Annotated in this window: 15 protein-coding genes; 12 read left to right on the forward strand and 3 right to left on the reverse strand. The window is 66.8% G+C overall.

Going from position 1 to position 16131, the window contains the following annotated elements; all coding sequences use genetic code 11:
* Positions 1-72: 72 nt before the first annotated feature.
* Positions 73-1224 (reverse strand): LacI family DNA-binding transcriptional regulator, encoded by a 1152-nt coding sequence (locus ACVBEQ_RS20520; protein WP_447155166.1) that lies wholly within the window; start codon positions 1222-1224, stop codon positions 73-75.
* Positions 1225-1228: 4 nt separating this feature from the next.
* A complete protein-coding gene (locus ACVBEQ_RS20525) occupies positions 1229-1552 on the reverse strand; it encodes a hypothetical protein (RefSeq protein WP_447155167.1) in 324 nt (107 codons plus the stop codon).
* A 388-nt stretch (positions 1553-1940) separates the two neighbouring features.
* Here ACVBEQ_RS20525 and ACVBEQ_RS20530 point away from each other — a divergent pair, with 388 nt between their 5' ends.
* The 10 genes from ACVBEQ_RS20530 to ACVBEQ_RS20575 all read left to right on the forward strand — a co-directional run bounded on the left by ACVBEQ_RS20530 (position 1941) and on the right by ACVBEQ_RS20575 (position 13973).
* On the forward strand, positions 1941-3203 hold the full coding sequence (locus ACVBEQ_RS20530; protein ID WP_447155168.1) for an MFS transporter: 1263 nt from the start codon (positions 1941-1943) through the stop codon (positions 3201-3203).
* 287 nt (positions 3204-3490) lie between these two features.
* Positions 3491-5602, forward strand: coding sequence for a glycosyltransferase family 2 protein (locus ACVBEQ_RS20535; RefSeq protein ID WP_447155169.1), 2112 nt, complete (start codon positions 3491-3493; stop codon positions 5600-5602).
* Positions 5602-5931: an STAS domain-containing protein gene (locus ACVBEQ_RS20540; RefSeq protein WP_447155170.1), complete on the forward strand. Its 330-nt coding sequence runs from the start codon at positions 5602-5604 to the stop codon at positions 5929-5931. Before ACVBEQ_RS20535 ends, ACVBEQ_RS20540 begins: the two co-directional genes overlap by 1 nt.
* Positions 5928-6350 (forward strand): ATP-binding protein, encoded by a 423-nt coding sequence (locus tag ACVBEQ_RS20545; RefSeq protein ID WP_447155171.1) that lies wholly within the window; start codon positions 5928-5930, stop codon positions 6348-6350. Before ACVBEQ_RS20540 ends, ACVBEQ_RS20545 begins: the two co-directional genes overlap by 4 nt.
* Positions 6347-8890: an OpgC domain-containing protein gene (opgC, locus tag ACVBEQ_RS20550; protein ID WP_447155172.1), complete on the forward strand. Its 2544-nt coding sequence runs from the start codon at positions 6347-6349 to the stop codon at positions 8888-8890. The genes ACVBEQ_RS20545 and opgC overlap by 4 nt, the downstream gene beginning before the upstream one ends.
* A gap of 19 nt (positions 8891-8909) precedes the next feature.
* Entirely contained in the window at positions 8910-10115 is a 1206-nt protein-coding gene (locus ACVBEQ_RS20555) for a PP2C family protein-serine/threonine phosphatase (RefSeq protein WP_447155173.1), read from the forward strand.
* A gap of 141 nt (positions 10116-10256) precedes the next feature.
* The gene (locus ACVBEQ_RS20560; protein ID WP_447155174.1) at positions 10257-10736 is read left to right on the forward strand and encodes a response regulator; all 480 of its coding nucleotides are present in this window, start codon (positions 10257-10259) and stop codon (positions 10734-10736) included.
* A complete protein-coding gene (locus ACVBEQ_RS20565; protein WP_447155175.1) occupies positions 10733-11137 on the forward strand; it encodes a response regulator transcription factor in 405 nt (134 codons plus the stop codon). The genes ACVBEQ_RS20560 and ACVBEQ_RS20565 overlap by 4 nt, the downstream gene beginning before the upstream one ends.
* Positions 11134-12999 (forward strand): sensor histidine kinase, encoded by a 1866-nt coding sequence (locus ACVBEQ_RS20570; RefSeq protein WP_447155176.1) that lies wholly within the window; start codon positions 11134-11136, stop codon positions 12997-12999. The genes ACVBEQ_RS20565 and ACVBEQ_RS20570 overlap by 4 nt, the downstream gene beginning before the upstream one ends.
* 122 nt (positions 13000-13121) lie before the next feature.
* Complete coding sequence (locus ACVBEQ_RS20575; protein ID WP_447155177.1) at positions 13122-13973, forward strand: glycoside hydrolase family 26 protein; 852 nt, start codon at positions 13122-13124, stop codon at positions 13971-13973.
* 249 nt (positions 13974-14222) lie between these two features.
* Here the strand turns inward: ACVBEQ_RS20575 and ACVBEQ_RS20580 are convergent, their stop codons facing one another.
* On the reverse strand, positions 14223-14948 hold the full coding sequence (locus ACVBEQ_RS20580; protein WP_447155178.1) for a winged helix-turn-helix transcriptional regulator: 726 nt from the start codon (positions 14946-14948) through the stop codon (positions 14223-14225).
* A 136-nt stretch (positions 14949-15084) separates the two neighbouring features.
* Between ACVBEQ_RS20580 and ACVBEQ_RS20585 the strand changes: the two genes are divergently transcribed.
* Positions 15085-15909, forward strand: coding sequence for a methyltransferase domain-containing protein (locus tag ACVBEQ_RS20585; protein WP_447155179.1), 825 nt, complete (start codon positions 15085-15087; stop codon positions 15907-15909).
* Positions 15906-16085 carry a hypothetical protein gene (locus ACVBEQ_RS20590; protein ID WP_447155180.1) on the forward strand — a complete coding sequence of 60 codons (180 nt, stop codon included), beginning with the start codon at positions 15906-15908 and terminating at the stop codon, positions 16083-16085. Before ACVBEQ_RS20585 ends, ACVBEQ_RS20590 begins: the two co-directional genes overlap by 4 nt.
* Positions 16086-16131 lie beyond the last annotated feature (46 nt).

Genomic DNA, 16131 nt, shown 5'->3' on the forward strand with positions numbered 1-16131 from the left:
CATCGAACGGGACGCGGTCGAGCACAAGATCACTTCTGGATGTGATCGATTCCGATCGCCATCCGAATGGACTCACCGCCCGCGCGGCGGTCCCGTCGTCGCGCCCAGATGGAAGGTGCTGGCGAACCGGACCGGGTCCGGGTGACCGCCGTCGAGCAGGTCGAGAACCGCCTGCCCCGCCGCCCTGCCCTGTTCGGCGGCCGGCTGGGACATCGTTGTCAGATCGTGCGGGATGATCCGGTCCAGCGCGATGCCGTCGTACCCCACCACGCTCAGATCGCGGGGTACGTCCAGGCCGAGTTCGCCGGCGGCCTTGATGACGCCGGCGGCCAGCAGATCCGACTGCGCGATGATCGCGGTCGGCCGGTGATCGGGGTCGTCCAGAAGAGTGTGGCCGGCGATCATTCCCTCGTCGACGAAGCTGCCGGCGCTGACCACACCCGGGCAGCCCGGGAAGACGGCGCGGACCCCGCGGAGCCGGTCGAGGGTGACCTGCACGGTGCCCGCCCGTTCGCGCTCCTCGCTCAGCGCGCCGCGTTGTGCCGTCGAGTCGCTCCCGTCGACGACACCGTCCAGGGGGAGGGCGACGATCGCCACGTCGCGGTGTCTGAGGTCTGCCAAGTGACGGGCGACCACGGTGCTGGCCTGTTCGTCATCCAGGGTGATCGTCAGCACGCCGGGGAATTCGGGGCCGCCAAGGGCGACGGTGGGTGTGCCGCGCCGACGCAGCACATCGATCGACCGGGCGACGTGGGTGCTGCAGCTCAACAGCACCACCCCGTCCATCGACGCGGTCTCCAGGGTCGTCGCGCTCTCGCCGACGTCGGTCAGCAGCAGCAACCCCCGGCCGTCCGCGGTGGTCGCCTGCGCGATGCCGTCGAGCATTGCGATCCGGATCGGGTCACGAAAGGCGGCCAGCACCCGTTCCTCCATGACGACGCCGATGATGCCGGAGCGGCCCTGCCGCAGTGAACGGCCTCTCGGGTCCGGCCCCGCGTAGTGCAGCCGTTCCGCCGCGGCCAGCACCCGATGCCGGGTTGCCTCCGACACCGGGCCGGCCCCGCTGAACGCCAGCGAGGCGGTCGAGACCGAGACCCCGGCCAGTGCCGCCACCTGGGCCAGCGTCGTTCGCTTGCCGCCCATCGGCGCGGCGCCGGGAGCGAAGGCCGCCGCGGCGGGCTCCAGCGAGCCGCCGTTGGACTGCCGTTCGGTGTCGATGGGCATGAATTCATGATAATCGAAACGATTCGAGATCGGCTCGATGCGCCGACGGCGCAGCGATGCCGAAGGTTGAGCTGCTGATCCTGCGAACGGTGTAGCCGGCGGCCGTCAGGATCATCTCCGCGGTGGCCGACATCTCGGCGCAGTCCCGAGCCTCCATGCCCATGGCCTCGGGTGTGTCGCCGTAGTTGCAGTAGGCCGTCACGACGCACGCCGTGTCACCGAGACCGGCAATGACCCGCACGCCGTCACGTTTCTCGCTCCGCACGGGTTTCAGTCCACCTCGGCGCAGTTCGGCCGCGACATCCCGTCGGATTCGGTTCGTCCCCATCGACTTCCGCCTATCCGTCATCGTGCTCGGAATAGACCCCACCCCGGAAGATCAGCGAGTCGCCGGCCAACCGGTTGCTCGCACAACCAGTGTGTCGATCGAGTGGAGTGACCGGCCATCGGCCGCAGGGGTGGACTTCCTGAGCGCGGAATGTCGTTACGCGAAGTAACGGAGCCTGGGCGGCGCGGCGTCCCCTGTCTGACCCGATGTGGGTGGCCCGGACGCGCCATCGGCTTCGGTCGCCGAATCTGTGGGGTGCTGCGGCTGTCCGGGAATGAGTGGGGGTGACGTGATCGACGCCCGCGCGATCTTGACGCGACGCTGCCACGCCGCCTATCGTTCGAAACGATTCGACTCGAAACGATTCGATTACTGCCGACCGTGAGGAATGACGTTGTCCGAGATTGCCCCCGCACCCTCCGACGTGGGGTCCGTCGCGCTCACCCGATCGCAGGTCGTTGCCTGGCGCAACGCAATTTTCGTGAACTTTGCGCTGTCCGGCATCGCCCTCGCGAGCTGGGTCGCCCGCACGCCGTCGATCAGGGACGTCCTCGGCGCCAGCACCTTCCAGATGGGCATGATCGTCTTCGGTCTGGCTCTCGGGTCCATCGTCGGCCTCACCTCGTCGAGCCACCTGCTGGCCCGGATCGGCTCGGCGGCCACCATCCGGCTCTCGCTGATCGCGGTCGCGCTCGGCCTGGTGATCACCGGCATCGGCGCGACGATGGCCAGCTTCGCGGTCGTCGTCCTCGGGCTGGCACTCTTCGGGCTGGGCAACGGCACCTGCGACGTGTCGATGAACGTCGAGGGCGCCGCCAACGAGCGGGCGCTCGACCGCACGGTGATGCCGCTGTTCCATGCGCTGTTCAGCGGCGGCACCATCGTCGGCGCCGGGCTCGGTGCCGCGGCGGAGTTGGCGGGGCTGTCGATCGTTGCCCACCTCTCGATCATTGCGGCCGTCATCCTCGCGGGTGCCGTCGTCGCCGTGCGCTTCCTCCAACCGGACCCGGCCGTTGCGGCGGCCGAGCAGGCCGCGAGCGAGAAGGCGACCAGCGAGGGCAGCAGTGGCTGGCGGTCCCGGCTGGGTATCTGGCGCGACCGGCGGACCCTGCTGATCGGCCTGATCGTGCTCGGCATGGCCTTCGCCGAGGGATCGGCCAACGACTGGCTGGCGCTGGCCATGGTCGACGGCCACGGGGTCGACAATGCCACCGGGGCGCTGGTTTTCGGATTGTTCGTCACCGCCATGACGGTGGGCCGGGTCGGCGGCGTCTACCTGCTGGACCGGTTCGGCCGGGTGCCGGTGCTGCGCGTGTCCGCGGTGCTGGCCGCTGTCGGGCTCGTCGTGGTGATCTTCGCGCCGACCGCCTGGCTCGCCGCTGTCGGGGTGGTGGCGTGGGGCTTCGGGTCCGCGCTCGGATTCCCGGTCGGCATGTCGGCCGCCGCGGACGACCCGGTGAACGCCGCGGCCAGGGTCAGCGCGGTGGCGACCATCGGCTACCTCGCGTTCCTGGTGGGGCCGCCGCTGCTCGGGTTCGTCGGCGAGCACGTCGGCCTGTTGAACGCGTTGCTGCTCGTGCTCGTGCTGGTGGCGATCGCGGGCATCGTCTCGCCGGCCGCCCGCAAGCCCGAGCATCAGCCGCAGGGCTGACCTTCCCCTGGGATCAACCCGACGCCGCGTCCGGTTCAGCCGGCGCGCCGCCGAGCAGACCGCCAGTTCCACCAAGCCGATCGGTGAACCGCGCGCCGCGACCCCGCAGACAGCGGGCCAATGCCTGAGCCGGCCCCTCCACCAGCCACGGCGGAGTGCGCCCCGTAAACCTGCGCCATCGCCGCTGGACAACCAGTTAGCCCGTCATTCCCGGCGGCATCGTCCCGATCTCCGCCCTGAGTAATCGCGCAATCACGTACAGTAGGCGAGGCGCTGGGGATGGGGGGATGATGGCAGTTCGTCCGCGCACCCGACTGTTCGTCATCAGGGTGCTGATCACGCTCACGATCCTGTTGGGCTTCAACTACGTCATGTGGCGCTGGCTGTTCTCCGTGAACTGGACGGCGTGGTGGATCGCGGTCCCGCTGGTCATCGTGGAGACCTACAGCCTGATCGACTGTGCCCTTTTCGGGCTGATGATGTGGCGGCTCAAAGAGCGGCCGGAGCCAGACCCTCCGCCGGTGGCGGCGACCGTCGACGTGCTGATCACCACCTACAACGAGCCGATCGACATGGTCATGACGACCGCCCGGGCCGCGCAGCGCATCCGTTACCCGCACCGGACCTGGATTCTCGACGACGGCGGCCGACCGGACATGCGGGCCGCCGCAGAGGCGGACGGCGTCGGTTACCTGACCCGGACGGCGGACTGGGCAGGCCACGAACGACACGCCAAGGCGGGGAACCTGAACAACGCGCTCGCAGCCACCGACGGTGAGTTCCTGCTGATCCTGGACGCCGATCAAGTGCCCAAGCCGGCGATCCTGGACCGAACGCTCGGGTACTTCGCCGATCAACGGGTCGCGCTGGTTCAGACGCAGCAGGTCTTCATCAACGTACCCGCCGCGGATCCGCTCGGTAGCCAGGCGCCGTTGTTCTACGGTCCGATCCAGCAGGGAAAAGACGGCTGGAATGCCGCCTTCTTCTGCGGTTCGAATGCCGTACTTCGCCGCGAGGCGATGATGCAAATGGGTATCCGCGGTTACGTCGACGAGATCGATCGGTCGATCCGCCGGGCGCTGCGGAACGCGAATCGAGTATTGGTCGCCGCGCGACGGAAGGCTGTCGGCGAGCGGGCCGTCGCCGATGCGCTCGACCACGTGCTGGCCGCTGTCGCGGTGGCTCGTGGTCGGCTGGCCGCCGGCGAACCCCTGGCGGATGTGACCTACGCGTTCCAGAAGACCGTCGACGAAGCAGCTCGCAGCGTCGTCGCGTTCGATCTCGAGGTGCTTCGCGCCGATCTGGGCGACATTGCGGCATTGACCTCCGATCCGGGTCCGATGCTCGACGACGCGGCGCTCGACCGGCTCGCCCACCGCGACTGGTCGCCCTTGGGGGCGCTTGACTCGGTGCGGGAATTGATTCGCTCCGTCGACGTCGATCGGGGCGACGAGGCACAGGCGGTCATGCCGATGGCGACGATCTCGGTGACCGAGGACATGGCCACGGCGATGCGGTTGCACTCCCACGGATGGCGCACCGTCTACCACAACGAATCGCTCGCCGACGGCCTCGCGCCGGAGGATCTCGGCACGATGATGACCCAGCGACTCCGGTGGGGTCAGGGCACCATGCAGGTCATGCTGCGCGAAAATCCTTTGCTGAAAAAGGGTCTCAGTCCCGGGCAGCGACTGATGTATTTCGCAACCATGTGGAGTTACCTGTCGGGGTTCGCTGCCATCATCTACATAGCCGCCCCGATCATCTATCTGTGTTTCGGTGTTCTGCCCGTGCAGGCATTCAGTGTCGACTTCTTCGTCAGGTTCATCCCGTTCATCGTCGTCAATCAGATCCTGTTCATGGTCATCGGCCGCGGCATCAAGACCTGGCGTGGACAGCAGTACAGCCTGGCACTGTTCCCGATCTGGATCCGGGCATTCACGACCGCGTTCAACAACGTGGTCTTCGGCCGTCCGCTCGGCTTCGCCGTCACCCCGAAGACCAAACAGGAATGGTCGCCGCAATGGCGACTGATCAGGCCGCAACTGATTGCCATGGGGCTTCTCGCGACCTCCGCCATCGTGGGAGCGGTCCGGTTGGCGGCCGGGCAGGGACAACTGGTCGGCACGACCATCAACGTCGCCTGGGTACTTTTCGATCTGCTGCTGCTCAGTGTCGTCATACAGGCCGCCCTGTACCGCGGATTCCCGATCGCCGAAGCCGAAACCCACGACCTCCGGACAGTCACCGACGGGTCTGCCGGATCCACGTCCGAACCGCATGCCAAGCCGGCGCCGCGACCGGCGGCGCCCCCCGCAGAACAACCCGCGGCCCGATCGGCCGAGCCGGCCGGTGAGCGGGTCGCCCACCATCCCGACAACAAGAAGGCGCCACGCTGATGGACTTCGACGTGCAGTACCCCGCCGACGGCGCCGCAGTCATACGCACGATCGGCCGCCTCAACATGGTGGCGGCGCCGGGTCTTCGCGAGCTCGTGACGGCAACCGTGCGGGACGGACGGACGCGGATCGTGGTCGATCTCTCGGACACCGACTTCATCGACTCCTCAGGTCTCGGCGCCTTGATTGCGGGCCTGAAGGTGGCTCGTGGCGCCGGCGGTGACCTACGGATCGCCCGCGTACCGGAACAGGTCAGCGTGGTGCTGGCGCTGACCAACCTGAACCGCGTGCTGCGCCCGTACGCCACCGTGGCAGAGAGTCTGGCGTGACCGACCCGCAATCTGCGGAGTTGATGATCGCGGACTGCGTCGACCTGGAATGCCTGAACCGCATTCACGACGCCCTCGATTCATGGTGGTCGGCGAAGCGCGATGTCTCCGTCGTCGACCGGATGATGTTCGAACTCGCGATCATCGAGGTCGCCGGCAACATCCTGGCGCACCGAAGTGAGTCGGAAGCCTTCACATGTTCCTTACGCGTGACGATCACCAGTTCCACCTTGGGCGCCGAGTTCCGTGACAGCGGAGCACCGGTGCAGGTCGATCTGTCGGCGCTGACCCTCCCCGGAGCAGACGCCGAAGGCGGCCGGGGTCTGCCACTGGTGCGGGCCGCCGTCGACGACCTGTCCTACGAGCGGATCGAGGGCGAGAACCGTTGGCGGATGAGCCGTCACCGTCGCGATCCATGATCTACGACCCGCGCCCCGCAGCCAGTGCACCGCGGCCGAGGTCGCCCCTCTGGAAACTCGTCGGCCGCGCAGTGTTGCTGTGCTTGTCGTTCCTGCTGTCCCTGGGGTCCGCCTCGTTGCTGGCGGGTACCGACGTCGCCGCGGCCGGACCGGACCCCGTCGCAGTGGAGGGGGACGATTCCCTCGACCGGCTCGCGCGGCCCGGGGGCGCGATCGCCTGGGGGACGGTGCTGGACTGGCAGAACGACAATGCCGCCGACTACACATCACGACTTGGTGTAGCTCCGGCGGTGTTCGCCAAGGACGCGCCGCTGCCGTTGGACGACGCGAACAAGCTGTACGTGCAGCAGTTCCTCGAGCAAACATCCCGACAGGGCGGTACGGCGCTGCTCTCGCTGCAGCCGCTCGGCGGGCTTTCGACCGTCAAAGCGGGGGACATCGCAGATACTGCAGCCTTTCTCGGCGAGCAGGCCGACCGGCTGGCGGTCCCGCTGCTGCTGTCCATCGCACCGGAGATGAATGCGCCCTGGAGGACATGGGGTCAACAACCCGCGGCATACCGGGAGCTTTTCCGGGCCGTCAGCGCAGCGGTGCGGACCGACGCTCCAATGGTCAGAACGCTCTGGGCACCGGCAGACGGGGCTGACTACCCGTTCCGCAGCGTCGCTGACACGACAGGCATGGAACCCGAGGTGCTGACACACCTCGACACCAACTCCGACGGCTCCCTGGGCCCGGACGACGACGCCTACCTGCCGTACTACCCGGGAGACGACGTCGTGGACTGGGTCGGGCTGGTCGACCAGTACGGGAACGTGGACGATCTGACCACCGACAACGCCGTCGCCCCGGCCGGCACCTTCGAGGCGGATCTGGCCGGTGCCGACGGCGCACCCACGGACCCGGACAACTTCTGCGGCCGCTTCGCCACCTCGCGGAACAAGCCACTGCTGGTGGAGACGGCGGCACGGTTCGTCCATGGCGGCCCGGGCGCGACAGAGGTGGCTGTCAAACAGGGGTGGTGGCGACAGACCTTCGACGCGACGACAGCCCGCCGCTTCCCGGCGCTCGCGGTCGTCGTGTGGCGGGAACTCGGCACGGCATCCGACGGCAGGACCGACCTGCGTGTCACCGCGTCCGCTCCGCTGGCACAGGCGTTGCGCGCGGACATGACCACCGCGGGGGTAGAGCTGGGCGAGGACGTCAGCCCGGCCGTTGCACCCGTTGTCGACCCAGGGAAGGGGCCCATCGCGACCGGAGCGGTGGGCTGGCTGGTCAGTGCCGGAGTTGCGCTCGCGGGCATCGGCCTGCTGGTGATGGCGTTCCGGCCAACCGTACGGAAGCTGCACTATGTGGAGAGCACGCCCCGAGACCTGCGGGTCGACCTGCTGCGCGGCGTTGCCATCGTCTTCGTGGTGGTGAATCACATCAACATTCCGTCGCTGTACCAGGTGATCTCGCAGGAAGCGCTCGGCGCGATCTCCGGCGCCGAACTCTTCGTGCTGCTGTCGGGGGCCGTGCTAGGCATGGTGTACCGGCCGCGGATGGATAGGGACGGTTTCGGAAACAGCGCGGTGGCGTTGGTCAAACGCGCCTGGAAGCTCTACTACACGGCACTGGTCGTCGTGGTCTCGGTCTACCTGCTGAGCCTGATCCCCGGGGTCGACGCCCGGGCGCTGACCACCTTCACCGATCAGGGCACCGGAGCCGCAGGAGGCCAGGCCGCGGGAACCGTGTACCAGTTGTACGGCTCAATGGACCTGCTGCTGACCTACCCGGTGCCGCCTTCGGTGTTCGCCGACGTCCTGCTGTTGCGGATCGGCCCGTGGCAGTTCAACGTCATCGGCCTGTACGTCGTGCTGCTGCTGTTGGCTCCACTGATGCTGTGGCTGCTGAGGCGCAGGCTGGTACTGGTGGTGTTGGGCGCGAGCTGGGCGCTGTACATCGCCAGCGCCATCCACCCGATCCGAATACTGCCCTCCCAATTCGAGGATTCGTTTCCGCTGATGACCTGGCAGGTGCTGTTCGTCCACGGGATGGTCGCCGGGTTCTACCGTCACGCGCTGCTGGGCTTCTTCCGGCGACCCTGGGGGCGTGTCGTGCTGGTCGGGGTGCTGCTCTCCTACCTGGCGTTTCTCTTCTTCACTTGGAACAACCCGTATCAGGCCAACGCATTCGACCCGCGGCTGGCACTCATCCCTGATGACGTCTTCCGCGGCCTGTACCAGAGTTACTTCACCCGAACTCATCTCGGACCCGGGCGGCTCATCAATGTCTTCTTTGCCGTCATCACGCTGTACGCCCTGCTGACCGCCTACTGGAAACCGATCAATGCCGCGCTCGGCCGGTTCTTGACTCCACTTGGGCAGGCCAGCCTGTATGTCTTCATCATGCATGTGTATTTCGCCGTGCTCATGGCGAACATTCCCGCCCTGCGCGAAGGCTCGATACTGCTCAACACGGCCGCCTACACGGTGGTGCTCGCCGCCTTGTGGCTGATGGTCAAACGCAGATTCCTCTTTCGATGGGTGCCACGATGATGGAAAACAGGAGCGTCAGATGACCGAGCCCGGAATCGTGCTGGTAGTCGAGGACGACTCGGACCTCGGCGCCTTCCTGCGGGAGGCGCTGCGGCGGCGCCTGGATCAGCCCGTGCTGTTGGCCTCCGACGGTCGCGAAGCACTGCGGATCTTGCAGGAGAAACCAGTGGACGTGTTGGTCACCGACATCCAGATGCCCGGCATGACCGGCCTCGAATTGGTCGAGAACATCAGGCGGACCCAGCCGGCGCTGCCGATCATCATGATGACCGCACACGCCAGCGTCGACTACGCGGTCAGTGCCCTGCGCCATCAGGTTGACGAATTCCTGGTCAAGCCGGTGGCGGCGGCGGAACTGGTGCCCAAGGTGCGCGCCCTGGCCGAACGCGGTGCGGCCGCCCGACTGGGAGCCAGGGCTCTTGCCGATATCGACCCGGCCACCGTCGACGCCAATGACGTGACCCGGCTCGAACGGCAGATGTTGATGGACCTGGCCGCGGTGATGGGCCAACAGATCAGCCTGTCGCAACAACTGGACCGGGCAGCCCAAGTGCAGCGGGATCTGCTCCCGCACAGCGCGCCGGTCCATCAGGGCTACGACCTCGCCGCCGTCTGCGTCCCGTCTTTCGCCGTCGGCGGCGACTTCTACGACTGGTACCCACTGGCTGTCAACGAGCAGGACGGCGTCGACTTCACGGTCGCAGACGTGATGGGTAAGGGCATCCCTGCCGCCCTCGTGACCGCTACGGTGCGGGCGGTGATGAGAGGTGTCGATCGCGGTCGCGGGCCGGCCGCCGCGTTGCGCGCCGCCGCGACGTCCCTGGCCGGGGATCTGGAGGAGACCGGCACCTTCGTGACCGTCTTCCACGGCTCGCTGTGCACCGGGACCGGCGTGTTGACCTACGCCGACGCCGGACATGGATTGACGCTGCACGTCCGCGCCGACGGCAGCTTCACCCAGCTGGTCGGCCAGGATCTCCCGCTGGGCGTGTTCGAGGGAGATTGGTCGGACTCGAGTATCACGCTGGAACCCGGCGATTGGCTGGTCTGTTTCAGCGACGGACTTTTCGACCTGCTGGGAGGGACATCCGACGCCTTCGAAGACGTCGCGGCGATCGTGCGGACCTCCGCCGACTGCTCGCAGGTGATGCGCCGGATCACCGATCTCACCGGGTCGGAAGTGCTGATCGACGACGTCACGGTCGTCGCAATGCGACGCCGATAGACGGCACGCACGCCTTCGCAGGGGATTCACTTTCCGTACTCGCTCGATTGCGTACGGTAGCGTAGAGATGTAGCAGGGGCAGCGATGTGCGGCGTCCTCGCGGGCGCCCGGCCGAGGGGGCAGACGATGAGAATTGGCGCTGTGAGCACGGGGACCGTCGGCTCCGGAACGGACGGCACGGCGATCGACGGCGAACCGACCGCCGGCAACCACGCGCATCACACGGCCGCGTCAGCCCGAACAGCAGCCGCCGACGAGGCCCGACCGGCGTTCACCGCGCTCATCGTCGACGACGAGCCGGACCAATTGTCACTGCTGACGACGTATTTTCACCGGGCCGGTTGCTCCGTGATTGCGGTGCACGATGCCGAACGGGCGTTGGCTCTACCGGCTGACCTGGCCCTGGATCTGATGGTCGTCGACCTGCGACTTCCAGGTATGGACGGTTGGCAGCTCGCGGAACTGCTACGCGAACGATATCCACGCTGCCCGATTGCGATCACCTCCGTGCTCGATGTCGACGACTACCCTGATGCCGACGCCGTCCTACCGAAACCCGTTACCAGGGCCCACATCCAGAACCTGATCGCGACGATCAGCGCCGCCCGGGCGCGGCAATGACGGCCCACTCTCAGGGATCGCCGCCGACGGTCGTGATCGCCGACGACGACGCCGATATCAGGCATCTGGTCGGCGTCGCCGCTCGGCGGGCAGGTGCCTTGATCGGAGCGACCGTCTCCGACGGCGCCGCAGCATTGCAGGCAATCATCGCCATCCGGCCCGACCTGGCGATCCTGGACGTGGCGATGCCCGAACTGAGCGGGCTCGAAGTCTGCCGCTCATTGCGAATGGACCCTGCGACAGCACACACCCGGGTGATGCTGCTATCCGCGGCGGTCCACCAGGACGCCATCCGTGCCGGCTCGGACGCCGGCGCTGACCTTTACGTGCACAAGCCGTTCAGCCCGCGATCACTGGCCGGTCAGATCGAGGGACTGCTCGCCGCAGAGCGTGTCCGGTGACGGCCGCGGCCATCACAGCACATACTTCCGGCGCGGCCACCAGCGAGTCGGCGGCACATCGGCGGAATCGGCTCGTCCGACTCATCCAGGGTTTCGCCACCGACCCCAACTCCGTGTTGGAACGCCAATTGTGCACGGCGGCCGTCTTTCTGCTGTCCCAGCTACTGTTGTTCATCCCGGGCGTCTCCGTGACCGCGGTCACCGAGGTCCTGATCGCCAACCTGCTGGCCCTGGCCGCGACCGCGGGTGCGTTCGTCCTTCGTGCTCCACACGTGCCGCCGCGGGCGGCGATGATCATCCCGCTCGTTGACATCCTCGCCGTCGGGTTGTTGCGCGCAGGGACCGGCGGACAGACGTCAATCTTCACCATCATGATGGCGCTGCCGGTGCTCTCGCTCGGCGTCGAGCCGGGCCGGCTGCCGATGCTGATCGGCGGCCCCGTCACAGTGGCGGCGCTGCTGCTGCCGTTGGTCGGAGATCCGAACGCCCTCGCCGACGGTCAATGGAGCCGCATCATCTTCGGCCCGGTCATACTCGGGCTGGTCTGCCTGTCCGCCAACGAATTGACCCGCCGACTCCGATCCCGGGTCAAGGCCGTCCAGAAACTGCAGCGGGAACAGCAACAGTTGCTGATGGCCGCCGAGGACCAGGCAGCCATGGCGGCCGCCGCATCCGGCATGCTGCGCGAGTCGTCCGGTCAGCTGTCCAGTGTGATCAACGCGGTCACCGAGCAGTCGATCATCGCCACCGACCGAACCGGCAGGATCGAGGTCTTCAACGCCGGAGCCCAGAAGATGCTGAAAGTCGCAGCACACGACGCCATCGGTCGCCCGATCACCCAGTTCCACCGCCCCGACGAGTTGACCAGCGCTGAGAACGGCCCACTCATGCAGGACGCCGCGGCGGTCCGCCCTCACGCCGACAGCACACCGTTCCGCGTCCTGACGGCCGAAGTGAGACCCGGGTCGCCGAGGCTGGGGGACTGGACCTATGTCACCGGGGACGGCTCCGAGAAACGCGTCCAAGTGGCTGTCACGGCCAAACGAGACGCCGGCGACGACCTCGACGGATTCCTCTTCGTCGCCACCGACGTCACCGCCGAACGCGAACAGGCAAAGACCAGGGACGAATTCGTCAACCTGATCTCGCACGAACTCCGAACACCCCTGAGTTCCATTCTCGGCTATCTGGAACTGATCTCCGACGATGAGGAGAACCCACTGTCCGAGGAACAGCACCGGTACCTGGTCACCGTCGAGCGCAATGCCAACCGCCTGCTCCGACTGGTTTCCGATCTGCTGTTCACCGCACAGGTGGAATCCGGGCGGTTCCAGTTGCAGGAACAATCGGTTGACCTGCACCGCGTGCTCGCCAACGCGGTCGAGACGGCCACGCCCGTGGCGGCAACCCGGGACGTGCGTGTCCGGCTCGCGGAGTCCACCGACGACATCCGGGTCTGGGGCGACCCTGTCCGGCTGGGCCAGGCCGTCGACAACCTGGTGTCCAACGCGGTCAAGTTCACCCCCTCCGGCGGACGGGTCGCCGTCACCCTGGGAATCGGCGGCGGAGAGGACGGCAAAGAAACACGCGCACTCGTGTGCGTCAGCGATACCGGCATCGGAATCCCCGCGGACGAGATGGACAGGCTGTTCTCCCGGTTCTTCAGGGCAACCACCGCCACCAAGAATGCCGTCCCCGGAGTTGGTCTCGGCCTGACGATCACAAAGGCCATCGCTGCCGCGCACGGGGGCGAGATCCGGGTGGCCAGCACCGTCGGGGAAGGCACCACCTTCACCCTCGACCTGCCGATGATCGACGATGTCAACGCCGACACGACTGTGGCAACCGCCCGGTCGGAATGATCGACGGCAACGCAGGAACAACGGCAACACGATGGCGCGCCACCATTGCGCTCCTGACCGTGACCGTCCTCATGATGGCTGGCACGTCCTGCACGGGGCCACCACCACCACGGTTGTTCGGGATGTCGGTCGACGCACGAACGATGTCGTTGGTGGTGGCCGCCGACCGAGCGGGATCGTCGGTCGGCCGCAAACTCGACGTGATCAACATCTATGAAGCCTGGCAACGGGGCGATGACCTTCCGCTCGAGCAGATCCGTGCCATTGCGCGGTACGGCGCCCTACCGGAAATCACCTGGGAGCCGTGGAATCCCACGTCCGGCGCCGAACAACCGGACTACACCCTTGCCGCCATCGCCAACGGCGAATTCGACGGCTACATCAGCACCTGGGCGCGATCGGCGAAGGCATACGGTGAACCGCTCTTCCTGCGTTTCGCCCACGAGATGAACGGCGACTGGTACCCGTGGTCCGTTTCGCGCAACGGCGGATCGCCCGCACAGTACGTGCGGGCCTACCGCCACGTCCAGGAGGTGTTCGCGGCAAACGGTGCCGCGAACGTCCGCTGGGTGTGGAGCCCGAACGTGATCCTGCGCGGTGACGTCCGGGCGATGGTCGACTCCTTCCCCGGAGCCGACGCGGTCGACGTCATCGGCGTGGACGGTTACAACTTCGGTCCTGCCGTCGCGGGATCCGCCTGGCGGAGCCCCATCCAGCTGTTCAGAGCCACACTGGAGGTGCTGGACGTGCTGGCCCCCGGTGTGCCGATCTGGATCAACGAAGCCGGATCCGGGTCGACCGGCGGGGACAAGGCGCAGTGGGTCAGCGACCTCTTCGACTATTTGCGAACCAGCCGCGTCAGCGCCGTCATCTGGTTCGACATCCACGCACCGGGCGAGGACTACTGGGGTCTCACCGCGGACGACGGGACGAACGTCCTGAGCGCTGCACGGTCGAATTTGCGTGACTGGTAGCACCTGGATTTGGCCCCACGACGCGGCCGGCCCGGTTCTCAGCAACTGCGACAGCGAAGGAAGCCTGTCGTGCCACCGGCGGCGCAGCCGCAGCTACGGGCGTTGGCCCTCTCGGGCCTGACCCACAGACGTCGGCGGAATCGACGCTGGGATCAGCCTTCAGCCGAAACCAACAGAGGGCGGCGTCGACGCATTCGCCACACCCCCAAAGTCGGGTCGCATTCAAAGGCGGACGGCACGATTACTCACTCAGGAATTGATCTGCACAGAACTCCGCTCCTTGAGGCGGACCGGGTCTGAATTTCTGGGCCGTGCGACCGCTGCGAAGTCGGATCGGGTGAGCCAACGTGGGAGATTTCGCTGTACGGCGCTTGGACCGTCGATTCTGAGTTCCCCGGACCGGAATGCTTGCGCCCATTCGATGTCGCCGCGCCAGACACGGGTGAACAAGCGAAGTGGGGTGTCGATCCTGCCGGTCAGCGGGTGGCCCGGATCGAAGTCGCACAGGTCGACCGATTCCGCGCTCAGCACCAGCCACCAGTGTCGTTGAGCCGGCGGAACATCCGGGAACGAGAACTGGAGAACAGTGCGACCGGGCGGTAGGGCGTCGACGTCCACGTTGCGCTGTACATCCCACATCAGCAGGTGGGGGTCGTAGTCCTGTTCGCCCAGTTCGGGCATCCACCGGATTCCCCACGCGCCGATGGATTCGATGACCGGTCGCAGTTCGCGGCCGGCCGGGGTGAGCGTGTAGTAGACCCGCTTGCCTTGCTCGAGCCGATCGATGACGCCGGCGCGGGATAGCGTCCGCAGTCGCGTCGACAGCAGGGTGGGCGACATCTTCGGGACTCCGCGTTGCAGGTCGCCGAAGGTCCGGCTCCCGGCCAGCAATTCGCGCACGACGAGCATCGTCCACCGTTCGTCCAGCAGTTCCATTGCCTTGGCCACCGGGCAGAACTGGCCGTATTGGGACATACCGCGCTCCTTCCGACTCCAGATGTTGTAGTGGACCACTACAGAAGCTGCACTGACCAGCGGTCGGGACCTGATAGCACCCTTTGGTTCGTCACAAGGCCGGAACCGTCGGCCGGAAGAACCCCAGGAGGACATCATGACGATCACCACCGACGCAGGAGCGGACCTCGCCGCCCTCAAAGCCGTGCAGCATCAAACCTGGAGCAGCGGTGATTATCCCGCAATTGCGTGGATCACGGTGTCGCTCGCCGACGAGCTGGTCGCGGCCGTCGACCTGGTACCGGGCAGCTCGGTGCTCGACGTCGCAACGGGCACCGGGCATGTCGCCATCGCAGCCGCACGGGCGTTCTGTTCGACCACCGGTATCGACTACGTCTCAGCGTTGGTCGACACAGCCGTGCGCAGGACGCAAGCGGAAGGATTGGACATCACGTTCGACGTCGGGGACGCGGAGGCGCTGCCGTATGACAGCGATCGATTCGACTACGTGTTGTCCTCGATCGGCACGATGTTCACCGCGGACCACCGCAGGGCGGCCAATGAGATGGTGCGGGTGTGCCGCCCCGGCGGCCGCATCGGCATGGCCAACTGGACGCCGTCCGGGTTCGTCGGTCGAATGCTCCAAACTGTCGGCCGGTACGTCACGCCGCCGGCAGGTGCGCAGCCCGCTACCCGTTGGGGAGACCCGCAGGTCATCTCCGAGCTGTTCAGTGGGCAGGTCGACGCGTTGCATACCTGGACGACGGCCGTGCGGCAGCGATTCCTCAGCACCGAGCATTACGCCGACTTCTTCTTGACCAAGTACGGACCCACGTTGAAGGCCGCGGCGAAGTTGAACGAGGCGCAACGGGTCGCCTTCCGCGCCGACCTGATTGCGCTGGCCGAGGAGTTCAACCTTGCCACCGATGGCACCTTCGTCTCCGATTGGGAATACCTCGTGGTGTCCGCTCGGAAACAATGACCACCACCACCGCCGCCGACGGCACCACCTTCACCAATCACCCCTGTTTCGGGCACCGACACTGTGACGATGGCAGACGACTGCTTGCGGCCCGGACGTCGAGTGAGAGTGCGCTGTGCCGGATCATCGCCTTGATCATCCGGCACGGCAGGCTCGTCTGGCGGCCGGAAGTTTGAACCAGCCGTCAGGGCCACTCACGATGCAGCCGCTCAGGTGGTGTCG

This window comes from Nakamurella sp. GG22, from assembly GCF_052976845.2.